Genomic DNA, 23,246 nt, shown 5'->3' on the forward strand with positions numbered 1-23,246 from the left:
AGGGCTGGAAATCCGGGCCGTAGATATCTGTCGCCTTTTACCCATTATTCTGCGTGAATACCGCGAATTCGGCCGCTTGCGGCGCGAGCAGGTTTCTCACCGGTTGAGCACATTTGAAGACTTTTGACCATTTGACCGTTGTCGGTCTACGCGAGTGGGTGGCGCTTCCAGATTTGGGAGTGGCGGGCCTACGGGCGAAGATCGACACCGGAGCAAGCACCTCCAGCCTGCATGCCACCGAGATCGAGCCGTTCGAGCGCGACGGGGAAAAGTGGGTACGCTTCAATGCGCACCTGGGCACGGTGGTGCAACTGCGCCATCGTCATTGCGAAGCGCCGCTGGTGGCGATGAAAACCATTAAAAGCTCCAACGGCCAAGCGCAGGTGCGCTACGTAATCAGTACTACCCTCGCACTGGGTGATCGGGTCTGGCGGGTGGAATTCACCCTGGCCTGCCGAAAATCCATGCGTTATCGCTTGTTACTCGGTTCCAAAGCCCTGATCGACGGCCAGTTGGTGGTCAATCCCGGGATCAAATACGTTCAAGACAAGCCGGCATTTCCGGCTTCCACTACCTCTGCCACAGGTGTTGCATGAAGATCGCTGTGCTGTCGCGTAACCCGCGTCTGTATTCCACTCGTCGTCTGGTCGAGGCCGGCACCGAGCGTGGCCATGAAATGGTGGTGATCGATACCCTGCGCGCCTATATGAACATTGCCAGTCATAAGCCGCAGATCCACTACCGTGGCAAGCCGCTGGAAGGCTTCGATGCGGTGATCCCGCGGATCGGCGCTTCGGTGACGTTTTATGGCTGCGCGGTGTTGCGCCAGTTTGAAATGATGGGTGTGTTCCCGCTCAACGAGTCGGTGGCCATCGCCCGCTCGCGGGATAAGCTGCGCTCGCTGCAATTGCTCTCGCGTCGCGGGATCGGCTTGCCGGTCACCGGCTTTGCTCACTCGCCGGACGATATCCCCGACCTGATCGAGATGGTCAATGGCGCGCCGTTGGTGATCAAGGTGCTGGAAGGCACTCAGGGCATCGGCGTGGTGATGTGTGAAACGGCCACTGCGGCGGAGTCGGTGATCGAGGCGTTCATGGGTCTCAAGCAGAACATCATGGTCCAGGAGTACATCAAGGAAGCCGGCGGTGCGGATATCCGCTGTTTCGTGGTGGGCGACAAGGTGATTGCCGCGATGAAGCGTCAGGCCAAGCCAGGCGAGTTCCGCTCTAACCTCCACCGTGGCGGCAGCGCCAGCCTGATCAAGATCACCCCCGAGGAGCGCATGACCGCTCTACGCGCGGCCAAGGTCATGGGTCTGAGTGTGGCGGGTGTGGATATCTTGCGTTCCAACCACGGGCCGTTGGTGATGGAGGTTAACTCCTCGCCTGGGCTTGAAGGGATTGAAACCACCACGAGCAAGGACGTGGCGGGGATCATCATTCAGCATCTGGAGAAGAACAGCGGACCGAATATGACGCGGACCAAGGGCAAAGGATAAAAGCAGCTTTGATCGCTCCGCGTCCGGCTCCGCTGTGACGCAGAGCGTCACCAGATGCGTTACCACGCGGAGCATGGGAATGATCTATTCCATCTTGAGGTGGCTTTAAACCGCATCCCTGGGCAACATCAGCCCCAACGGCAAGCGCACTCGCGCTTCCAGCCCACCACCTGCACGGTTGCGCAGTTCTACATTGCCGCCGTGCATGGAGGCGATCCGCTTGACGATTGCCAGACCAAGCCCGGTGCCTTTGCCGCCACGGGCGCGGTCGCCACGGGTAAAGGGGTTGAAGATCGCTTCCAGCTCTGACTGATCGATGCCTGCCCCACGGTCCATCACGCTCAACACCACATAAGGTGCGCTGGTGTCGCCTGACACATAGGCGGCCACTTCGACCCCAGTGCCTGCGTGATTCAACGCGTTGCCAATCAGGTTGTTCAGCAGACGCTTCATCGAAATCCGACGCAACGGGAACGGCTGGATGGGTTCCAGACGCAGGCGAACCCGCTCATCGTTCTGGTTGTAAGGCGCCGCGACTTCACGTACCAGATCACTGAGGTCGACTTCTTCGACCATCTCATCACGACCATCGCGAATGAAGGCCAGGAACTGATCGAGAATCGCGTCCATGTCTTCGATATCGCGCACCATGTCGTCGCTGAGGTCGCTGTGATCGCCCATCAGTTCCAGGGACAGCCGCAAGCGGGTTAACGGTGTGCGCAAGTCATGGGACACCCCGGCCAGCATCAACTCACGCTCACGCCCAGCCTGTTCGACATCTTCGGCCATCTGGTTGAAGGCGCGATACACCTCAGCCATTTCACTCGGGGTATCGCTGATCGGCAGACGCACGCTACGCCCCTGACCTAATTGGCGGGCGGCATCCACGAGACGCTTGAGAGGTTGGTTGAGCTGGCTGACGAAGATCCAGGCCGAGGCTGTGGATAACAACCCGATCGCCAGGAACCAGCCAAGCACGCTCCAGATTTTCTGGCCACGTAACGGGTGTGGATACAGCGGCACTTTCAGCCAGCCATCACCCAGGCTCGGCGCACGCACCCAAAGGGCCGGCGGCGCGTGCATGCGCAAGCGCACTTCGGTGTCGGCACCCAGTTCGGCCTGCATCTGTCGTTGGTAGATTTCACTGTAGGGCCAATGTTGCTCGCCCTCCGGCACGCCAGCGCCAACTACCCGGATCAGAGTGGCGGCCTGAGCGATTTTTTCGCGATTCACTTCGTCCGCAGCCCAATAAGACCGCAAGGTCAGTGCGACACCGTGGCTGTATTGGCGATCCACCAGCACGTCCTCGTTCATCAACAGATAAACCAGGGTCAGCGCTTTGGAGAACAGCACCACGATCAGCACCAGCCAGAGGGTGCGGGAGAAGAAACTTTGGGGGAACCACACGGGGGTTTTCATAGACAGCAGCTATACACTTTGCAGGAGCGAGCAGCGCTCGCAGAATTGCGGATCGCGAGCCGCCCAGGTCATCGTCATGTGACAAAACGCCCGAGAAACCCGCTCCTACAAATCACCGATCACTTGGTTGCGGTGCCGTCCGGTACGAACACATAACCCACGCCCCAGACTGTCTGGATATAACGCGGTTTGGACGGATCGGGTTCAATCATCCGGCGCAGGCGGGAGATTTGCACGTCGATGGAACGCTCCAGAGCATCCCATTCGCGGCCACGGGCCAGGTTCATCAGTTTGTCGCGAGTCAGCGGCTGACGAGCGTTCATCACCAGCGCCTTGAGCACAGCGAACTCACCGGTGGTGAGCATGTGCACTTCGTCGCCACGCTTGAGTTCGCGGGTAGCCAAAGACAGTTCGTAGTCGCCGAAGGTCACGCTTTCGTCTTCGCTGCCTGGAGCGCCAGGCACCGGTGCCGACTGACGACGCAGGACCGCTTTGACGCGGGCCATCAACTCGTCCGGGTTGAACGGCTTGGCCAGGTAATCATCGGCGCCCAGTTCGAGGCCATTGATGCGGCTCAGCTCATCACCCTTGGCGGTGAGCATGATGATTGGTATTTGATTCTTCGCCGTGCGCAGGCGCTTGAGGGCGCTTAAGCCGTCTTCACCAGGCATCATCAGGTCAAGCACCACCAGGTGGAAAACCTCACGGCCCAGCAGGCGGTCCATTTGTTCGGTGTTCGGCACCGCGCGGGCGCGATAGCCCTTGCTGACGAAAAAACGTTCCAGCAGGCTGCTAAGCCCCGGGTCGTCATCAACGATGAGAATTTTTTCGCCTTCAGCAGTTTGTGCAGTGCTGCTCATTGGATGCTCCTTTGATCTCGGCGCGCATTATGGCGTAGCCATCGTTATACGCACCGTGTGCATTGTTAGCAGATTTTTCCTCGACCGCCAGCAAACCAGCCAATGTGCCCACATGGCGCGATGCCCCCGAAGCACAGAACGCTGGTTATAATGCGCCGCCTTTTGTGTAGGGCAACGTCTGATCGTTACTGTGAGAGGCTGCTATTTATTTTTCATTGCCGCGCAGTAATTTTCCGATTTCACGGGTCAACAGGCTGCCTTTTGATCCAGGTAGCGGCGCCGGCCAGGCCGCTCAACCAGACTCGCCGAGCCTTATAAACAGTGCCTGCGAGCCTGCTTTCACAATTTGTCAGGTGGTTTTATGGACAGCATCAACAGCCGCATCGCCGAGGAACTCGGTGTACGCCCGCAACAGGTCGAAGCGGCCGTCGCTCTACTGGATGAAGGCTCCACGGTGCCCTTCATCGCCCGCTACCGGAAAGAAGTGACCGGCAGCCTCGATGACATCCAGTTGCGACACCTGGAAGAGCGCCTGCGCTACCTGCGAGAACTCGACGAACGGCGCATCAGCATCCTCGCCAGCATTGAAGAGCAAGGCAAGCTGACCCCGGAGTTGGCCCGCGACATCAAACTCGCCGACACCAAAACCCGCCTCGAAGATTTGTACCTGCCATACAAGCAAAAGCGCCGCACCAAGGGCCAGATCGCCCTGGAAGCGGGTCTCGGCGAGCTGGCTGACGGCCTGTTCAACGACCCGACGCTGACCCCGGACACCGAAGCCACTCGCTTCATTGACGCCGAAAAAGGCGTTGCCGATGTCAAAGCGGCCCTGGAAGGCGCCAAGTACATCCTCATGGAGCGTTTTGCCGAAGACGCCAGCCTGCTGGACAAACTGCGCAGCTACCTCAAGCAGGAAGCCACCCTCAGTGCCCGCGTGATCGCCGGCAAGGAAGAGGAAGGCTCCAAATTCCGCGATTATTTCGAACACGATGAACCACTGAAAAGTATGCCGTCGCACCGCGCGCTGGCGATTTTCCGTGGCCGTAACGAAGGCATTCTCAGCTCCGCCCTGAAAGTCGGCGAAGAGCTGCCGGGCGCCATGCACCCGTGCGAAATCATGATCGGCGAGCGCTTTGGCATTCAAAACCAGAACCGTGCAGCGGACAAATGGCTGGGTGAAGTGGTGCGCTGGACCTGGAAGGTCAAGCTCTACACCCACCTGGAAACCGACTTGCTGGGTGAGCTGCGCGACGGTGCGGAAACCGAGGCAATCAACGTGTTCGCCCATAACCTGCACGACTTGCTGCTGGCCGCACCGGCTGGCCCGCGCGCAACCCTGGGCCTGGACCCGGGCCTGCGTACTGGCTGCAAAGTCGCAGTGGTCGATGCCACCGGCAAGCTGCTGGACTACGCCACGGTTTACCCCCATGTGCCGAAAAACCAGTGGGACCAGACCATCGCCGTGCTGGCCGCGTTGTGCGCCAAGCATTCGGTGGACCTGATTGCCATCGGTAACGGCACCGCCAGCCGGGAAACCGACAAGTTGGCCGCTGAGCTGATCAAAAAATACCCAGGCATGAAAATGACCAAGGTCATGGTCTCCGAGGCCGGCGCGTCGGTGTATTCGGCGTCGGAACTGGCATCGAAGGAATTCCCGGACCTCGACGTGTCGATCCGTGGCGCGGTGTCGATTGCCCGTCGCCTGCAGGACCCACTGGCTGAGCTGGTGAAAATCGATCCGAAATCCATCGGTGTCGGCCAGTACCAGCATGACGTGTCGCAGCTGAAACTGGCGCGCGGCCTGGATGCAGTGGTCGAGGACTGCGTGAACGCCGTCGGCGTGGACGTGAACACTGCCTCGGTAGCGCTGCTGGCGCGGATTTCCGGCCTCAACGCGACATTGGCGCAGAACATCGTGAATCACCGTGATGAAAACGGTGCGTTCAAGACCCGCGCCGCGCTGAAGAAAGTCGCTCGCCTGGGCGAAAAAACCTTCGAACAGGCCGCCGGTTTCCTGCGCGTCATGAACGGCGACAACCCGCTGGATTCGTCTGCGGTTCACCCGGAAGCCTACCCGCTGGTACAGCGCATCGCCGCTGAAACCGACCGCGATATCCGTTCGCTGATCGGCGATGCGAGCTTCCTCAAGCGCCTAGATCCGAAGAAGTACACTGACGAAACCTTCGGCCTGCCGACGGTGACCGACATTCTTCAAGAGTTGGAAAAGCCCGGTCGCGACCCGCGTCCCGGGTTCAAGACTGCCGAGTTCCAGGACGGCGTCGAAGACCTCAAGGACCTGGAACTGGGGATGATCCTCGAGGGCGTGGTGACCAACGTGACCAACTTCGGTGCTTTCGTCGATATCGGCGTGCATCAGGACGGTTTGGTCCACATCTCGGCCTTGTCAGAGAAATTCATCAAGGATCCGCGTGAAGCGGTGAAGGCCGGTGATGTGGTCAAGGTGAAGGTGATGGAAATCGACATCCCGCGCAAACGCGTCGGCCTGTCGATGCGCATGAGCGACACCCCGGGCGAGAAGATCGACGGCGCCCGTGGAGCTCGTCCTGGCTCGGCGCAACGTCAGTCGCAAAACACTGCACCGCGTAAAGAAACCACGGCGCCAGCTGCGAGCAACAACGCCATGGCTTCGCTGTTCGCCAACGCCAAGCAGTTGAAGAAACGCTGATGGAAATCCCCGCTGGCCTCACTCAGAGCGCCTTTAGCGAGTTGATCGGCTGCCGTTTGCAGCGGCTGGACGTCGGCATTGCCGAAGTTGCCCTGACGCTGACGCCGCAGTTGCGCAATCGCGGCGGCAAGCTGCACGGCGGGGCGTTGTTCAGTCTGGTGGATATCACCATGGGGTTGGCCTGCTCCAGCTCCCATGGTTTCGACCAGCAGAGCGCGACCATCGAGTGCAAGATCAACTACATTCGCGCCGTTGATGGTGGCGATGTGGTGTGCGTAGCCAAGGTGATCCACCCTGGCCGACGCACGTTGGTGGTCGAAGCGGACGTGATGCAAGGCGACAAACTCGTCGCAAAAGCGCAAGGCACGTTCGCTGTCCTATAGCTCCCTGCCATCATTTTGAGTTAATTTCGGCGCTGCGAATGTGGCGTCGGAGTTTTCCGTCTGCGCCAAAGCCAGATTCAGGGAAGAAGCGTTGGCGTTTTCATACGGGTCAAAACGACTCAATAACCGGGCGACCACGCCAGTTTTCACTTCACCCTTGTAGACCGTCTTGCCCACCCCCATATTGGGGCGACTGACGCGTGAAGGAATCCAACTTGAGCGAACTTCTCAACCGCCGCCTGGCTCTGCTTGGCGAGCGCGCTAACCTCTCTCTGCTCGAGCAGTGCCTGCACGGCATCGAGCGCGAATGCCTGCGCGTCACAGGTGCTGGCCGCCTGGCGCAGACGCCGCATCCAGAAGAGCTGGGCGCTGCACTGACCAACGAACTGATCACCACTGACTATTCTGAGTCGCTGCTGGAGTTCATCACTCCGGCCCTGCCCGACCCGGCAGAAATGCTAAGCAGCCTCGACAAGATCCACCGTTTTGCCTACAGCAAACTCGGCAGCGAGTACCTGTGGAGTCCATCGATGCCGTGCCCGTTGCCGGCCGAGGAAGATATCCCGATTGCCTATTACGGCACCTCCAACATCGGCAAGCTCAAATACGTGTACCGCAAGGGCCTGGCCCTGCGTTATGGCAAGACCATGCAATGCATTGCCGGGATTCACTACAATTTCTCCCTGCCGGAGAAACTCTGGCCGCTGCTCAAGCAGGCCGAGGGCTTCGTCGGCACTGACCGTGACTATCAGTCGTCGGCCTATATTGCGGTGATTCGTAATTTCCGCCGCTACAGCTGGCTGTTGATGTACCTGTTCGGCGCTTCGCCGGCACTCGATGCGGGCTTTTTGCGCGGTCGCTCCCATCAGCTTGAACAGTTGGATGCCGACACGCTGTATCTGCCTTACGCCACCAGCCTGCGCATGAGCGATCTGGGTTACCAGAGCAGCGCTCAGGCAGGGCTGACGCCGTGCTACAACGATCTGGACAGCTACACCGACAGCCTGCGCAAGGCCGTGGCCACACCTTATGCGCCGTACGTCGAAATCGGCACCCATCAGGACGGTGAGTGGGTTCAGCTCAACACCAACATCCTGCAGATCGAAAACGAGTACTACTCCAACATCCGTCCAAAACGCGTGACCTACACCGGCGAGCGGCCGATCCAGGCGTTGGTGGCCCGCGGCATTCAGTACGTCGAAGTGCGCTGCCTGGACATCAACCCATTCCTGCCGATGGGCATCGACCTGCAAGAGTCGCATTTCCTCGACGCCTTCCTGCTGTATTGCGCACTGAATGAAAGCCCGCTGTTTGAAAGCAATGAATGCGGCAGCTGCACCTCGAACTTCCTCAGCGTGGTCAAGGAAGGTCGCCGCCCGGACCTGCAATTGCAGCGCAACGGCCAGCCGGTGGATTTGAGGGTGTGGGCCAACGAGTTGCTGGAAAAAATTGCGCCGTTGGCTGCACTGCTCGATCAAAGCCACGGCGGTGATGCCCACAGCAAAGCCCTCGACGCACAACGGGCCAAGGTCAAGGACTCGTCCCTGACGCCATCCGCGCAGGTGCTGGCGGCCATGAACGAGCATAAAGAGAGCTTTACCCAGTTCTCCCTGCGTCAAAGCCAGGTTCACGCGGAGTACTTCCGCAGCGAACCGCTGAGTGGTGAAGATCAGTCTCGTTTCGAAGAGTTGGCGCGCAACTCGTTGGCACAACAGGCTGAGCTTGAGAAGAACGAAGTCGGCGATTTCGATGTGTTTGTCGGGTCGTATCAGGCGAGTATTCTGGCGATCAGTAACTGATCCCGGAAGGTCCTTCGGACCTTATCGCGAGCAGGCTCGCTCCCACAGGATTCGGCTATCTCTGTGGGAGCGAGCCTGCTCGCGATGACTGCGTAGCGGTCGCTGTCAGGTTTTTCCGCTCATAAGCTAATACGAAAAAGTTATTTATTTTAGTATTCTTAGATCATTTAGTCTTCTTGTCAGCCGGCTCTCGGCCGCCTGATAAGGAGCTTCTCAATGAAAACGTACTTCCCCCTTCGCCTCCTGGCAGCCGCTTCTCTGGCTGCGGCGAGTTTTTTTGCTCAAGCAGCTGACGTTACCGTCGCCTACCAAACCACCGTTGATCCGGCGAAAGTCGCCCAGGCCGACGGCGCTTATGAAAAAGCCACCCACGCCAACATCGCCTGGCGCAAATTCGACAACGGTGCCGACATCATCGCCGCCATCGCTTCCGGTGACGTGCAGATCGGCTACCTCGGTTCCAGTCCGCTGACTGCGGCGATTACCCGCAAAGTCCCAGTGCAAACCTTCCTCATCGCTACCCAGATCGGCGCCGCCGAAGCCTTGGTGGCCCGCGACGGTTCCGGAATCAAAACCCCACACGACCTGATCGGCAAGAAAATCGCCGTGCCTTTCGTTTCCACCGGCCACTACAGCCTGCTGGCGGCGCTGAAGCACTGGAACATTGACCCCTCGAAAGTACAGATCCTCAACCTCGCGCCACCGGCGATCGTGGCTGCATGGAAACGCGGCGACATCGACGCTACCTACGTTTGGGACCCGGCGCTGGGCGTGGCCAAAGAAAACGGCAAGGTGCTGATCACTTCGGGCGAACTGGCCAAGTTCGGCGCGCCGACCTTCGACGCCTGGATCGTGCGCAAAGACTTCGCCGAGAAGCACCCGGAAATTGTCACCGCGTTCGCCAAAGTCACCCTGGACGCCTACGCCGCTTACCGCAAAGACCCACAAGCCTGGCTGGCTGACAAAGGCAACGTCGACAAACTGGTGAAACTCTCCGGCGCCAAGACCAGCGACATTCCATTGCTGCTGCAAGGCAACGTCTACCCGCTGGCGGCTGACCAGGTGATCACCCTCGGCGCGCCGACCACCAAGGCAATCACCGACACCGCCACGTTCCTCAAGGAGCAAGGCAAGGTCGAAGCCGTACTGCCGGATTACGCCCCGTACGTCAGCGCCAAGTTCATCACTAACTGATCAGGAGCACATCGCGATGGCCTTGTTAGAACTGGAGCGCATCAGCGCACAGTACCCCGGTGCGGCCGAGCGGGTGCTGGAGGATATTTCCCTGAGCCTTGGGCCACAGCAATTGCTGGTAGCCCTCGGTCCTTCCGGCAGTGGCAAGACCTCGCTGTTGAACCTGATTGCCGGTTTCGTTGAACCCAGCGCCGGGCGCATCACCCTCGACGGTGTGCCGGTCAAAGGCCCGAGCGCCGAGCGCGGCGTGGTGTTTCAGGATGACGCGCTGCTGCCGTGGCAAGACGTGCTGGCCAACATTGGTTTCGGCCTGGAACTGGCGGGCATCTCCAAGCCGCAACGGGAAATCCGTGCGCGGGAAATGCTCGCATTGGTGGACCTGGCCGGCTTCGATAATCGTCGCATCTGGCAGCTGTCCGGCGGCCAGAAGCAGCGTGTCGGCTTGGCCCGCGCTCTCGCTGCCGATCCACGCGTGTTGCTGATGGACGAGCCTTTCGGTGCCCTCGATGCCTTCACCCGCGAACAGATGCAGGAACTGCTGCTGCAAGTCTGGAAGCGCACCGCCAAACCGGTGTTCCTGATTACCCACGACATTGAAGAAGCGGTGTTCCTCGCCACCGACTTGATCCTGCTGGCACCTAATCCTGGGCAAATCGTCGAGCGCCTGAGCCTGGATTTCGGTCAGCGTTACGCCGCCGGTGAATCGGCCCGAGCGATCAAGTCCGACCCACGCTTTATCGAAACCCGCGAACACGTGCTGGCCCGAGTGTTCTCCCAACGTAGCGCCATCCAGCGCCAGGAGCGCGCATGAGCAGCTACGGATTACCGGTCACAGCCACTAAACCTGCCGCCAGCCAATCGGTTGTGATTACTGTTCGTCGCAGCCTGAGCACCCGCTGGATCAGCGTGTTGACGATGATCACCCTGCTCGCCATCTGGTGGGCCGTAACCGCCAGCGGGCTGATCGAACCCCTGTTTCTGCCGCCACCCTCAGCGGTGCTGCAAAAAGGCTGGTTGCTGGCCACCTCCGGCTATATGGACTCGACGCTGTGGCAGCATCTGGGCGCCAGCCTCAGTCGTATCGGGCTGGGCTTGGGCTTTGCGGTGTTGACCGCCGTTCCGGTCGGCATCGCCATTGGTCATAACCGCATCGCGCGCGGCATTCTCGACCCGTTGATCGAGTTCTACCGCCCTATTCCACCGCTGGCCTACCTGCCTCTGATCGTCATCTGGTGCGGCATTGGTGAGCTGTCCAAAGTCCTGCTGATTTACCTGGCGATCTTCGCCCCGATTGCCATCGCTACCGCTACCGGCGTGCGCACGGTCGACCCGGCCAAACTGCGTGCTGCGCAATCGTTGGGTGCGACGCGGGCACAGCTGATTCGCCACGTGATTCTGCCCAGCGCCTTGCCGGACATTCTCACCGGTGTGCGCATTGGCCTGGGTGTCGGTTGGTCGACCCTGGTGGCCGCCGAATTGATCGCCGCCACCAGCGGCTTGGGCTTTATGGTCCAGTCGGCCGCGCAGTTTCTGGTCACCGATGTGGTGGTGCTGGGGATTCTGGTTATCGCGCTGATCGCCTTCGCCATGGAAATGGGCCTGCGCGCCCTGCAACGAAAATGGGTGCCATGGCATGGCCAGGCGCACTAAGTCTTCGTAGCAGCTGCCGAACCCGCGAGGCTGCGTTCGATCGCGCAGCGGTCGTAAATCCTGCACGGAGGTGTTTCAGGTGTACCTCGTGCTACGGGATACGCTTGCTTCGCAGGCGGACGCAGCCTCGCTGGGGCTCGACAGCTGCTACAGGGCCTTAGCGTCTACGGGGCTGCAACGTTCCAACGTTATTCAGACAAACAGAACTGACTACGCCGACATCTCGGCGCCGAATGTGAGAACGATCATGAGCCTGACCATCATCCCGATTAGCTCCGCACTCGGTGCCCAGATCAGCGGTGTCGACATCACTCAGCCGCTGAACGTCGAGCAGCGCGACGCCATCGAGCAGGCGCTGTTAAAGCACCAAGTGCTGTTCTTTCGCGAGCAGCCGTTGAACCCACAGCAACAGGCGCGTTTCGCCGCCAACTTCGGCGATCTGCATATCCACCCGATTTACCCAAATGTGCCGGAACAGCCTGAAGTGCTGATCCTCGACACCGCCGTCACCGACGTGCGTGATAATGCCGTGTGGCACACCGACGTGACCTTCCTGCCGACCCCGGCGCTCGGTGCGGTTCTCAGCGCCAAGCTATTGCCAGCGTTTGGCGGCGACACTTTATGGGCCAGCGGCATCGCGGCGTATGAGGCGCTGTCGGCACCGATGCAAACCCTGCTGCAAGGACTGACCGCGACCCACGACTTCACCAAGTCCTTCCCGCTGGAACGCTTCGGCACCACCGCCGAAGACCTGACGCGCTGGGAAGAAGCCCGCAAGAAAAACCCGCCGCTGTCGCACCCGGTGATTCGCACTCACCCGGTCAGTGGGCGCAAGTCGCTGTTCGTCAACGACGGTTTCACAACCCGCATCAATGAGCTGTCGGAATCCGAAAGCGAAGCGATTCTGAAACTTCTGTTCGCCCACGCCACCCGCCCGGAATTCACCATCCGCTGGCGCTGGCAGGAAAACGACGTGGCCTTCTGGGACAACCGCGTGACGCAGCATTACGCGGTGGATGACTATCGCCCGCATCGGCGCGTGATGCATCGGGCGACGATTTTGGGGGATGTGCCGTTTTTCAAATAAGTTGACTGCTGCGCAGTCGATCGCGAGCAAGCTCGCTCCTACAGGTAGAAGACAATCGACTGTAGGAGCGAGCTTGCTCGCGATGCGATCCGCAGGATCGCTTGATCGCCCTACTCAGCCGTAGACGGCTTTTCCCACAAGTTAATCCCACCTTCCTGCGCAAACCGGTCGATTTCGGCCAACTCTTCAGCGCTAAAGCTCAAGTTTTTCAACGCCCCAACGTTTTCGATGATTTGCTCCGGGCGGCTGGCGCCGATCAGGGCGGAGGTTACACGTGGGTCGCGCAGGGTCCAGGCCAATGCTAACTGCGCGAGACTTTGGTCGCGGCGTTTGGCGATTTCGTTGAGCGCGCGCGCCTGAGCGATGTTCGCTTGCGACAAGTGCGAGGCTTGTAGCGAACCGCCGCCCGGACGATTAACCCGCGCATCCTTGGGCACGCCGTTGAGGTATTTGTCGGTCAGCAGGCCCTGGGCCAACGGAGTGAAGGCGATCACCCCGGCACCGAGTTCGTCGGTGGTGTCCAGCAGGTCTTTTTCCACCCAGCGGTTGAGCAGGTTGTAGGCCGGTTGGTGGATCAGCAGCGGGACTTTCCACTCGTTGAGCAAGGCTGCGATTTCACGAGTTTTGGCCCCGGAATAGGACGAGATGCCGATGTACAACGCCTTACCCTGCTGCACGGCAGTGGCCAATGCACCGGCGGTTTCTTCCAGCGGGGTATCCGGATCGAAGCGGTGCGAATAAAAGATATCCACATAGTCGAGCCCCATGCGTTGCAGGCTCTGATCAAGGCTGGCCAACACGTATTTACGCGAGCCGCCGCCCTGACCATACGGACCCGGCCACATGTCCCAACCGGCTTTGCTGGAGATGATCAACTCGTCGCGGTAGTGCTTGAAATCTTCGCGCAGCAAACGACCGAAGTTGATCTCGGCGCTGCCGTACGGCGGGCCGTAGTTGTTGGCCAGGTCGAAGTGGTTGATGCCCAGGTCGAATGCGGTGCGCAACAAGGATCGTTGGGTGTCGATCGGCGTGCTGTCGCCGAAGTTGTGCCACAGGCCCAAGGACAGTGCCGGCAGTACCAACCCGCTGCGACCAACGCGGCGGTAAGGAAGGGAGTCGTAGCGGTTTTCGGCAGCAATATAAGTCATCGAATCCTCTCTCGGTTTGGGTCCACGCGAAACGCTTCGACGTTAACACCAAACCAGGGGTCAGCCCCATCAACCTGCGGATCAAACTGCCGTGGCAAACACCTCACTCAACCAATCGACAAACACCCGCACCCTCGGCGACATGTGTCGGTTGTGTGGATAGAGCACCGACACCGGCATGGGCGGTGGCGGTGTATCGGTGAGAATTTCCTGCACCAGGCCTTGGGAAATCTGCGTCGCCATGCGGTAGTGCGGGCACTGGATAAGTCCTAAACCGGCGACTGCCGAGGCGGCGTATATCTCTGCGCCGAACACCGACAGCGTGCCATCGATGGCGACTTCTTTCAGTTCACCGTCGACCATGAATTCGAACGGAAACAGTTTCGCGGTAGTGCGCGAAACGTAGTTCACCGCGCGATGCTGCCCCAGATCGTCGAGGCTCTTCGGTTCGCCGAATTTACGCAGGTAGGCCGGGCTCGCGCAGGTCACCTGACGCAAGGTCGCGACGCGGCGACCAATGAGCGATGAATCGCCCAAGGTACCGGCCCGCAACACACAGTCGACCCCTTCAGCGATCAGGTCGACAAAGCGATCTGCTTCGCTGATGGACAACTCGATATCTGGGTAGCGCTCCATGAATTGCGGCAGCGCCGGGATCACGAAATACTTGGCCAGGGTGCCATGCAAATCGACCCGCAACCGCCCTTTCGGTGCCACCGAACGAAACGCGAGTTCGGCCTCTTCCAGCTCCGCCAGCAACTGCACGCAACGCAGGTAGTACGCCTCGCCATCCAGGGTCGGGCGCACCCGCCGCGTGCTGCGTTCCAGCAGTCGGGTGCCGAGCCAGGCTTCGAATTGATTGAGGGTGTGGGTCAGGGTAGCGCGGGGCAGATTCAGGTCATCGGCGGCTAGCGTGAAACTGCTGCGCTCGTAGATTCGCACGAAAACCTTCATCGCTTTGACTTGATCCACGCGGGGCTCCTGACGCTTTATTGTTGGCGATTATTGAACAGTCAAGGCAACTCTGGTGCATTTATCGCCCTGAGTAAACATGTGAACCTTGCTCCCACACCCGACAACTTCACCACCTCAAGGAAACCCGCCATGACTACTCACACTTCGAAAGTTGCAATCGTTACCGGCGCTTCCCGCGGCATCGGCGCAGTGATCGCCAGACAACTCGCCTCTGAAGGCTTTGCCGTTGCCATCAACTACGCCAGCAGCGCCAACGAAGCCTCGGCTCTGGTAGTGGAGCTGCGCCAGGCTGGCCATCAGGCCATAGCGATCAAGGCCGACGTGTCCAACGCTGCCGACGTGAGCCGGATGTTCGATGAGACCGAAGCACAACTGGGCAAGGTCGACGTACTGGTGAACAACGCCGGGATCCTTAAAGTTCTGCCGTTGGCCCAGCACAGCGATGAGTTGTTCGAGCAGACCTTCGCCATCAATACCCGCGGCACCTTCAACACCCTGCGTGAAGCCGCGACCCGCCTGAATGTCGGCGGCCGCATCGTCAATTTCTCCAGCAGTACCGTGGCCATGAACCTGCCGGGCTACGCGGTGTACATCGCCAGCAAGGCGGCGGTGGAATCCTTCACCCAGGTGTTCGCCAAGGAGCTGCGCGGTCGCAACATTACGGTCAATGCGGTCGCTCCCGGCCCGGTCGCCACTGAACTGTTTCTGCACGGCAAAAGCGAAGAACAGATCCAGACCTTCGCCAAGATGCCGCCACTGGAACGCCTCGGTCAGCCGGAAGACATCGCCCATGTCATCTCCTTCCTGGTCAGCCCGGCTGCCGCTTGGGTCAACGGGCAAATCCTGCGCACCAATGGCGGGCTGGTTTAAGCCTTGCGACATGGCCCGCAGCGACGCCTATGCTCGTTATGACGGGGTGATGGAAGGGTGAGGATCGATTTTACCAAGCAGATCGGGATTGATGATGTGTTTCCCCTCTCCTGAGCGACACGCACTTCGTAGCAGCTGGCGAAGCCTGCGTCCGAGCGCGCAGCGGTCGTAAAAGGGTTAATCGCGTTCTTTCTGATACACCGAGCCCTCCGAATTACGACTGCTGCGCAGCCGGACGCAGGCTTCGCCAGCTGCTACGAGATTGTTCACATCCAAGAGGTTCCCTATGCACACCACTATCATCACCACCTTCGGCCTGATACTCCTGGCCCTGATGCTGTTCATCGGCAACAAGCTTGGCTTCAGCCAGCAGACGCTCAGCTATAGCTTCGTCGGCCTGGGGTTGGCACTCACGGTGATCAATGGCGCGGCCGGCAGGGTCACTGCCGGGCAGCCGCTGGCCACGGAACTGACGATCGGTTGTGTGGTGTTCGGCATACCGGTGATCGCTCTGGTGCTGTTCCTGATGCTGACCAGAACCTGAGCGCCACCGGCCCTCGATCAACGCACCAGATGCAGAAACTGCATGTGACGCTCGTACTGATCGAGGATGTCGTTAATGATCTGCTCCTTGGTGTAACCCACCAGATCGTAGTCCTGACTGCCTTCGCTCAGGTGCACTTCAGCCCGGTAATAGCGACGGTTGTTGAGCTCTTTGGAGCCCATCCCGCCACGAGCGAAGGACGGTGTGAAGTAGCCGCGCATTTGCACCTGATAGATAAACGGATGCTGCTCGCCATGACCGATTTCCAGGCTGACGCTGTCATTGGCCGGGTCCGGCTGAGCGACCACGTTGAGGCCCTTTTCGACGAACACCGCCGTCACTTCTTCGATGGCCGGGCGCACCGTCGAATCGAGGAAACGGTACACCTCATCCCGTGAAGGGAAATGCACGGCCTGGCTCAGGCGCTGACGCCAACCGCCGCGTCGCGAACCGGATACCGGCGCCAGCGAGTGCAGTTGCGCGATCTGTTTCTGCGACTCGAGATAGAACGCCTTGTGCAGCCCCCACATCATCAGCAGCAAAATCAACGAGAACGGCAGCGAGGTCAGCACCACCGCCGACTTCAGCGAATCGATACTGCCAGCGAACAGCAAGGCACTGGTGATCAGCGCGGTCATTGCACCCCAGAACACCCGCAGCCATTTCGGCCCGTCTTCGTCGGGGTTGCCGCCACGGGCGGAGAGCGTCGAGAGCACTACGGTGCCGGAGTCCGCCGAGGTGACGAAGAACACGAAGCTGATAAACACCGTGACCGCGATCACGGTCTTGCCCCACGGGTAGGTTTCCAGTAGCAGGTAAAGGGTCATCGACGGATTTTCGAGGGCCGACATGCCCAGCGCACTCATGCCGTGATTGAGCACCTGATCGATGGCGCTGTTGCCGAAGATCGACATCCACGCCAGGGTGAAGCCCAGCGGAATCAGGAGTACGCCGAAGACGAATTCGCGGATGGTCCGACCACGGGAAATCCGCGCGATGAACAGGCCCACGAACGGCGACCATGCGATCCACCAAGCCCAGTAGAACACCGTCCAGCTGCCCAGCCAGTCGCTGGGTTTGTCGTAGGCGTAGAGGTCGAAACTCTTGGTCGGCAGCGCACCGAGGTAGTCGCCGATGTTCTGGATGAGAGTGTTGAGCAAGTGCTGGGTGGGCCCGGCGAACAACACAAACAGCAGCAGCGCACAGGCCAGCAGCATGTTGATGTCCGACATCACCCGCACGCCTTTATCGACGCCGGAGACCGCAACGAGTATCGCCGCGCCCATCATCAGGGTAATAAGGCCAACCTGAATCCATTGGGTGTGAGCGACGCCAAACAGGAAGTCGAGCCCTGAGTTGAGGTGCAACACGCCGAAGCCCATGTCCGCGCCGAGACCGAACACCGTCGCGATGATCCCAAAGCCGTCCACTGCGTAGCCGATTGGACCATTGATGCGTTTGCCGATCAGCGGGTAAAGCGCCGAGCGCAGCGCCAGCGGCAGGTTATGCCGATAGGCGAAGTAGGCCAGCGCCATGCCGACAAAAGCGAACACCCCCCAACCGTGCAGGCCCCAGTGCAGAAACAGAATCTGCATGGCCTGGCGCGCAGCGTCTGCGGTGCCGGCTTCGCCTTGGGGCGGCTGCAGCAGGTGGGTCAGCGGTTCAGAGACGCAGAAGAAAAACAGCGTGATGCTGATCCCGGCGGCGAACAGCATGCCGGCCCAGGACAGGTAACTGAATTCGGGCTCGTCGTGGTCGGCACCGAGCTTGATCTTGCCGTAGCCAGATAAGGCGGTGACCACCACGAAGACCAGATACAGGGACATCGCCAGCATGTAGTACCAGCCGACCGTATTGGCTGCCCAGTCTTGTGCGGCCAGAAGCCACGCGCCAGCCTGTTCGGGCATAGCAATTACCACCAGGCCGAACAACAGAATGAAGCTCGCAGCGAAGTAAAACACCGGCGGGTTCATGCGCATCTGGCCGCCGGGAGAGGTAGACGGTGCACTCATGAAAGGTGCACCTCGAGGGAGTGAAATGTGGCTGAATAAAACGGACTCAGCAAAGGTAAGCCTCCTGTTGTGAGCGGGCAGCGAACCACCGATTTAACTTGAACGAACGGTCAAGTTAAACATGGATAGGCGTTTCAGGACTAATCGCAAGGCTCAGCGGTCCCTGTCGTACGCTAGCTCAAGGAGGGGTATGACGTGGGGGGGGAAATCTCTGTGGCGAGGGAGCTTGCGCCCTCGCCACAGGGAACGATCGGTGTCGCTACTTCTGCGTCCCGTCATCGTGCTGCAAATTCGCCTGGGTCAGGTTGCAGCCTGCCGGCACGCTGCGGGTCAGCCAGACGTTGCCGCCGATGGTCGAACCCTTGCCAATGGTGATCCGTCCGAGAATGGTCGCACCGGCGTAAATCACCACGTCGTCTTCGACAATCGGGTGGCGCGGATGGCCCTTTTGCAACTGACCGTCTTCATCTGCGGGGAAACGTTTCGCCCCGAGGGTCACGGCCTGATAGATGCGCACCCGCTCGCCGATGATCGCGGTTTCGCCGATCACCACACCCGTCCCGTGATCGATAAAAAAGCTGGCGCCGATCTGCGCGCCAGGGTGGATATCGATGCCCGTCGCCGAGTGGGCGATTTCCGAACTGATCCGCGCCAGCAGCGGCAACCCGGCGCGGTACAAGTGATGCGCCAGGCGATGGTGGATCACCGCGAGAATCCCCGGGTAACACAGCAGCACCTCATCCACGCTGCGCGCCGCCGGGTCACCGTGGAAGGCCGCCAGCACATCGGTATCGAGCAGGCTGCGCAATCCCGGCAAGGCCAGGGCGAAGTCCTGGATCAGCCGGATCGCCTTGATCTCGACTTCGTTATCGACCTTGGCGCTTTGCCGAGCCACATAGCGCAACTCAAGCCGTGCCTGGGCCAGCAAGGCATTGAGCGCCACGTCCAGGGTGTGACCGACGTAAAAGTCTTCACTCTCCTCGCGCAGATCCACTGGGCCAAGGCGCATCGGGAACAGCGCGCCACACAGGGCCTCGAGAATCTCGGCCATGGCGGCACGCGACGGCAGTTCGCGCCCGCCCTGCTCGCCGCTGATGCGACCGTTCTGAGTGCGCCACTGGTCTCTGGCGGAGCGCAGTTGGCCGACGATGGTCTGCAATTGCCAATGGCTGGAACGCTCGCTCACGATAATGACTCCTCACTCTGGCGGCCGGACTGTCTGGCCGCACAAACGGCATCCACTTTACGGTATACGCCCAAACCTGAATTAAGAACGAATTGTGCGGCGCTCAGCACTTTTCGATATAAGCGATTGGCGGTTGCTCGAGTAAAAGGGCCTGCCTATAGTCCAGACATCTCCTACAGCCAGTGCGGACCCATGATCAAACAACAGCTTGCTCGCTTCAATCGTCTGGAACTCCTCGGCAATGCCACCGCGCTCGAAAAGCTCGAACGCCTGTCGACCTGGCTGGGTCGCGACATCTATGTCAAACGCGATGACACCACCCCGCTGGCGCTGGGCGGCAACAAGCTGCGCAAACTTGAATACCTGGCCGCCGATGCACTGGCTGCCGGTGCCGATACGTTGATCACCGCCGGAGCTATCCAGTCCAACCATGTGCGCCAGACCGCCGCGCTGGCCGCCAAGCTTGGGCTGGGGTGCGTGGCGCTACTGGAAAATCCGATCGGTACCCGCGACAGCAACTACCTGGCTAACGGCAATCGCCTGCTGCTGGATTTGTTCGACGCCAAGGTCGAGTTAGTGGACAACCTGGACAATGCCGACGATCAATTACACGCCCTCGCCGAGCGCCTGCGGTCCAACGGCAAAAAACCGTACCTGGTGCCCATTGGCGGCTCCAACGCCTTGGGGGCTTTGGGTTATGTACGCGCCGGCCTGGAGCTGGCCGGGCAGATTGAGGACAGCGGTTTGAAATTCGCCGCCGTGGTGTTGGCCTCCGGCAGTGCCGGGACCCATAGCGGTCTGGCGTTGGCGCTGAGCGAAGTGCTACCGGATTTACCTGTGGTGGGCGTCACGGTTTCCCGCAGCGATGAAGCCCAGCGGCCGAAGGTTCAAGGCCTGGCCGAACGCACTGCCGAGCTGCTCGGCGTGAGTTTGCCGGCGAGCTTCAAGGTTGAGCTGTGGGACGAGTATTTCGCCCCGCGCTATGGCGAGCCGAACGCCGGCACGCTGGCTGCGATCAAGCTGGTGGCGAGTCAGGAAGGTTTGTTGCTGGACCCGGTGTACACCGGCAAAGCCATGGCCGGACTGCTCGATGGCATCGGTCGGCAGCGCTTTAATGACGGCCCGATCATCTTCCTGCACACCGGTGGAGCACCGGCGTTGTTTGCGTATGCGGGGGCATTTTAAAAGCAAAAAATCGCCCGAACACGGCCCGAACCTGCAGCAGCTCCTACGGAATCGGTTATCAACCTGCCTTTGTAGGAGCTGCCGCAGGCTGCGATTTTTTCGAATTCGACAAAATTCAATCGTTTACTATTCAATAAAAGAATAACAAAGTGAATTTATATTATTTTCCAATCTAAAAAAGCCGTCATATAGTCGCGCCGTAGGCGAATATGCCGAAAGACGCATAGGCTGCTTTCAGGCAGGATGTTGCAGTCGTCCAGATCCTGAGATTTGCCTTCTTTTCCAAATGCATCTTCATAAGAAAACATAGGGGCTTGTCATGAATTTTTCCGCACTACGTCGAAATCTGCTTATCGGCTCGCTGGGTCTGGCACTCGGTGCAGGCCTGCTGGGGCAAGCAGTTGCCGGTGAGCAACTGCAAAAAATAAAAGACAGCGGCACGCTGAATGTCGGTCTGGAAGGCACCTACCCACCGTTCAGTTTCGTCGATGAAAACGGCAAGCTGGCAGGCTTCGAAGTAGAGTTCTCCGAGGCATTGGGAAAAGAGCTGGGTGTGAAAGTGAAACTGCAGCCGACCAAATGGGACGGCATCCTCGCGGCACTGGAATCCAAGCGTCTGGACGTGGTGATCAACCAGGTAACCATCTCTGAAGAGCGCAAGAAAAAGTACGACTTCTCCACGCCTTACACCATCTCCGGGATTCAGGCACTGACCCTGAAAAAGAACGAAGGCACCATCAAGACCGCCGCCGATCTGGCCGGCAAGAAAGTCGGTGTGGGCCTTGGCACCAACTACGAGCAGTGGCTCAAGGACAACGTCCCGCAAGCCATCATCAAGACCTACGACGATGATCCAACCAAGTACCAGGACCTGCGCGTAGGCCGTATCGATGCCATTCTGGTGGACCGCTTGGCCGCTCTCGAGCTGGTGGGCAAAGCCAAAGACACCGCAGTCTCCGGCGCGCCCTTCTCCCGTCAGGAAGCCGGTATCGCTCTGCGCAAAGGCGAGCCTGAACTGTTGACCGCCATCAACAAAGCCATCGAGAAACTGCGCGCCGACGGCACGTTGAAAAAGCTCTCGGAAAAGTATTTCAACGCTGACGTCACTCAATAATGGAAGCACTGCACTTCCCGCAGCTCCAGGCGGCGCTGCAGCTTGCGCTGGACTCCGCGCCCTTCCTGATCAAGGGCGCGTATTACACAGTGTTCCTCAGTCTGGGCGGGATGTTTTTCGGCCTGTTGCTGGGGTTCGGCCTGGCCTTGATGCGTCTTTCGCGCTTCAAGCTGGTGAGCTGGATTGCCCGCGTCTACGTGTCGTTCTTTCGCGGCACACCGCTGCTGGTGCAGTTGTTCGTGATCTATTACGGCTTGCCGCAATTGGGCATCGAACTTGATCCGCTGCCGGCGGCGTTGATCGGCTTCTCGCTGAACATGGCCGCCTATGCCTGCGAAATTCTCCGTGCCGCGATCAGCTCGATCGAACGCGGCCAGTGGGAAGCTGCCGCCAGTATCGGTATGACACGCGCGCAAACCTTGCGCCGGGCCATCCTGCCGCAAGCGGCGCGCACTGCTTTGCCGCCACTGGGCAACAGCTTTATTTCGCTGGTCAAGGACACCGCTCTGGCGGCCACCATTCAGGTCCCTGAATTGTTCCGTCAGGCGCAGCTAATCACCGCCCGGACCTTCGAAATTTTCACCATGTATCTTGCCGCCGCACTGATCTACTGGATTCTGGCCAGCCTGCTCGCGCACCTGCAGAACCGTCTGGAAGAGCGGGTCAATCGGCACGACCAGGAGTCTTGAACGCATGATTGTGGTTGAAAAACTGACGAAGCAATTTAAAGGTCAGACGGTCCTCAACGGCATCGACCTGCGGGTCGAGGAAGGTGAGGTGGTCGCAATCATCGGACCCAGCGGGTCGGGAAAAACGACCTTCCTGCGCTGTCTGAATTTTCTCGAGGAACCCACCAGTGGCCGGATCAAGGTCGGCGATATCGAAATCGATGGCAGCCGCCCGTTGAACCAGCAGCAAGGTCTGGTGCGCAGGTTGCGTCAGCACGTGGGTTTCGTGTTCCAGAACTTCAACCTGTTCCCCCATCGCACAGCACTGGAAAACGTGATCGAAGGCCCGCTGGTGGTAAAAAAAATGCCCAAGGACAAAGCGCTCGCTTTGGGCCGCGCACTGATGGCCAAGGTCGGCCTGGCGGGCAAGGAAGACGCTTACCCACGCAGGCTCTCCGGTGGGCAGCAACAGCGCGTAGCGATTGCTCGCGCGCTGGCGATGGAACCGGAGGTGATCCTGTTCGATGAGCCCACCTCAGCCCTGGACCCGGAACTGGTTGGCGAGGTACTGGCGACCATCCGTGGCCTGGCTGAAGAGAAACGCACCATGGTGATCGTCACCCACGAAATGAGCTTCGCCCGGGACGTGGCCAACCGGGTGGTATTTTTCGACAAGGGCGTAATCGTCGAGCAGGGAGAGGCCAAGGCATTGTTTGCCAACCCTAAAGAAGAACGCACGCGGCAGTTTCTCAGTAAATTTCTTAACGTCGATATTTAATTATCGGATCCAGTAACTCGTACCAAGGATGGAGCGAGTTTTACTGGAATACGTTTGCTTTTTAAGCCCACCCTTCCTGCCAACGTCCACTCTCAAATGAGTACTTTGATTCAGACCCGTGCGACTAGCCGCTCTGTATAGAAGCAGTTCACGCCACGTCTTTATACAAACAACGTCGTTTACTCCCCTG

At 59.6% G+C, this 23,246-nt stretch carries 21 protein-coding genes; 15 read left to right on the forward strand and 6 right to left on the reverse strand.

The genetic code is table 11. The features are described from left to right. The first annotated feature begins 113 nt into the window (after nt 1-113). The gene (gene rimB, locus ACZYSM_RS19160; RefSeq protein ID WP_489073520.1) at nt 114-596 is read left to right on the forward strand and encodes a retropepsin-like aspartic endopeptidase RimB; all 483 of its coding nucleotides are present in this window, start codon (nt 114-116) and stop codon (nt 594-596) included. Continuing rightward, complete coding sequence (gene rimK / locus ACZYSM_RS19165; protein ID WP_411390772.1) at nt 593-1,498, forward strand: 30S ribosomal protein S6--L-glutamate ligase; 906 nt, start codon at nt 593-595, stop codon at nt 1,496-1,498. Before rimB ends, rimK begins: the two co-directional genes overlap by 4 nt. Before the next feature lie 105 nt (nt 1,499-1,603). Here rimK and ACZYSM_RS19170 read toward each other — a convergent pair whose 3' ends face one another. Both ACZYSM_RS19170 and ompR read right to left on the reverse strand, forming a co-directional pair. Beyond that, nucleotides 1,604-2,917 (reverse strand): ATP-binding protein, encoded by a 1,314-nt coding sequence (locus ACZYSM_RS19170; RefSeq protein ID WP_489073523.1) that lies wholly within the window; start codon nt 2,915-2,917, stop codon nt 1,604-1,606. 119 nt (nt 2,918-3,036) lie between these two features. Continuing rightward, nucleotides 3,037-3,777, reverse strand: a complete 741-nt coding sequence (gene ompR, locus ACZYSM_RS19175; RefSeq protein WP_489073525.1) for an osmolarity response regulator transcription factor OmpR — start codon at nt 3,775-3,777, stop codon at nt 3,037-3,039. Nucleotides 3,778-4,138: 361 nt separating this feature from the next. On the opposite strand from ompR, the gene ACZYSM_RS19180 reads away from it, so the two are divergent. The 7 genes from ACZYSM_RS19180 (at nt 4,139) to tauD (ending at nt 12,576) form a co-directional block, all read left to right on the forward strand. Continuing rightward, the gene (locus tag ACZYSM_RS19180) at nt 4,139-6,463 is read left to right on the forward strand and encodes a Tex family protein (RefSeq protein ID WP_489073527.1); all 2,325 of its coding nucleotides are present in this window, start codon (nt 4,139-4,141) and stop codon (nt 6,461-6,463) included. Continuing rightward, complete coding sequence (locus ACZYSM_RS19185; protein ID WP_489073529.1) at nt 6,463-6,846, forward strand: PaaI family thioesterase; 384 nt, start codon at nt 6,463-6,465, stop codon at nt 6,844-6,846. The genes ACZYSM_RS19180 and ACZYSM_RS19185 overlap by 1 nt, the downstream gene beginning before the upstream one ends. A gap of 215 nt (nt 6,847-7,061) precedes the next feature. Beyond that, nucleotides 7,062-8,645: a glutamate--cysteine ligase gene (gene gshA, locus ACZYSM_RS19190; RefSeq protein WP_489073531.1), complete on the forward strand. Its 1,584-nt coding sequence runs from the start codon at nt 7,062-7,064 to the stop codon at nt 8,643-8,645. A gap of 216 nt (nt 8,646-8,861) precedes the next feature. Further along, nucleotides 8,862-9,839 carry a taurine ABC transporter substrate-binding protein gene (gene tauA / locus ACZYSM_RS19195; RefSeq protein WP_489073533.1) on the forward strand — a complete coding sequence of 326 codons (978 nt, stop codon included), beginning with the start codon at nt 8,862-8,864 and terminating at the stop codon, nt 9,837-9,839. Nucleotides 9,840-9,855: 16 nt separating this feature from the next. Beyond that, nucleotides 9,856-10,650 (forward strand): taurine ABC transporter ATP-binding subunit, encoded by a 795-nt coding sequence (gene tauB / locus ACZYSM_RS19200; protein WP_489073535.1) that lies wholly within the window; start codon nt 9,856-9,858, stop codon nt 10,648-10,650. After that, nucleotides 10,647-11,489 (forward strand): taurine ABC transporter permease TauC, encoded by an 843-nt coding sequence (tauC, locus tag ACZYSM_RS19205; protein WP_489073537.1) that lies wholly within the window; start codon nt 10,647-10,649, stop codon nt 11,487-11,489. Before tauB ends, tauC begins: the two co-directional genes overlap by 4 nt. Before the next feature lie 247 nt (nt 11,490-11,736). After that, nucleotides 11,737-12,576: a taurine dioxygenase gene (tauD, locus tag ACZYSM_RS19210; protein WP_489073539.1), complete on the forward strand. Its 840-nt coding sequence runs from the start codon at nt 11,737-11,739 to the stop codon at nt 12,574-12,576. Nucleotides 12,577-12,686: 110 nt separating this feature from the next. Here the strand turns inward: tauD and mgrA are convergent, their stop codons facing one another. Both mgrA and ACZYSM_RS19220 read right to left on the reverse strand, forming a co-directional pair. After that, nucleotides 12,687-13,724, reverse strand: coding sequence for an L-glyceraldehyde 3-phosphate reductase (gene mgrA, locus ACZYSM_RS19215; RefSeq protein WP_489073541.1), 1,038 nt, complete (start codon nt 13,722-13,724; stop codon nt 12,687-12,689). A gap of 81 nt (nt 13,725-13,805) precedes the next feature. Further along, nucleotides 13,806-14,696: a LysR family transcriptional regulator gene (locus ACZYSM_RS19220; RefSeq protein ID WP_489073543.1), complete on the reverse strand. Its 891-nt coding sequence runs from the start codon at nt 14,694-14,696 to the stop codon at nt 13,806-13,808. 132 nt (nt 14,697-14,828) lie between these two features. Here ACZYSM_RS19220 and ACZYSM_RS19225 point away from each other — a divergent pair, with 132 nt between their 5' ends. Further along, nucleotides 14,829-15,569: an SDR family oxidoreductase gene (locus tag ACZYSM_RS19225; RefSeq protein ID WP_489073545.1), complete on the forward strand. Its 741-nt coding sequence runs from the start codon at nt 14,829-14,831 to the stop codon at nt 15,567-15,569. 286 nt (nt 15,570-15,855) lie between these two features. Continuing rightward, complete coding sequence (locus ACZYSM_RS19230; RefSeq protein ID WP_489073547.1) at nt 15,856-16,113, forward strand: hypothetical protein; 258 nt, start codon at nt 15,856-15,858, stop codon at nt 16,111-16,113. A gap of 17 nt (nt 16,114-16,130) precedes the next feature. Here ACZYSM_RS19230 and betT read toward each other — a convergent pair whose 3' ends face one another. Both betT and epsC read right to left on the reverse strand, forming a co-directional pair. After that, nucleotides 16,131-18,086, reverse strand: coding sequence for a choline transporter BetT (betT, locus tag ACZYSM_RS19235; RefSeq protein WP_489073620.1), 1,956 nt, complete (start codon nt 18,084-18,086; stop codon nt 16,131-16,133). 298 nt (nt 18,087-18,384) lie between these two features. Then, nucleotides 18,385-19,311, reverse strand: a complete 927-nt coding sequence (gene epsC, locus ACZYSM_RS19240) for a serine O-acetyltransferase EpsC (protein ID WP_489073549.1) — start codon at nt 19,309-19,311, stop codon at nt 18,385-18,387. 192 nt (nt 19,312-19,503) lie between these two features. On the opposite strand from epsC, the gene ACZYSM_RS19245 reads away from it, so the two are divergent. The 4 genes from ACZYSM_RS19245 (at nt 19,504) to tcyN (ending at nt 23,056) form a co-directional block, all read left to right on the forward strand. Beyond that, on the forward strand, nt 19,504-20,496 hold the full coding sequence (locus ACZYSM_RS19245) for a D-cysteine desulfhydrase (RefSeq protein WP_489073551.1): 993 nt from the start codon (nt 19,504-19,506) through the stop codon (nt 20,494-20,496). 319 nt (nt 20,497-20,815) lie between these two features. Beyond that, nucleotides 20,816-21,610: a cystine ABC transporter substrate-binding protein gene (gene tcyJ, locus ACZYSM_RS19250; RefSeq protein WP_489073553.1), complete on the forward strand. Its 795-nt coding sequence runs from the start codon at nt 20,816-20,818 to the stop codon at nt 21,608-21,610. Next, on the forward strand, nt 21,610-22,299 hold the full coding sequence (tcyL, locus tag ACZYSM_RS19255; protein WP_489073555.1) for a cystine ABC transporter permease: 690 nt from the start codon (nt 21,610-21,612) through the stop codon (nt 22,297-22,299). Before tcyJ ends, tcyL begins: the two co-directional genes overlap by 1 nt. A 4-nt stretch (nt 22,300-22,303) precedes the next feature. Further along, complete coding sequence (gene tcyN / locus ACZYSM_RS19260; protein WP_489073557.1) at nt 22,304-23,056, forward strand: L-cystine ABC transporter ATP-binding protein TcyN; 753 nt, start codon at nt 22,304-22,306, stop codon at nt 23,054-23,056. Nucleotides 23,057-23,246 lie beyond the last annotated feature (190 nt).

The sequence above is a fragment of the Pseudomonas sp. F220 genome (genome assembly GCF_057813935.1).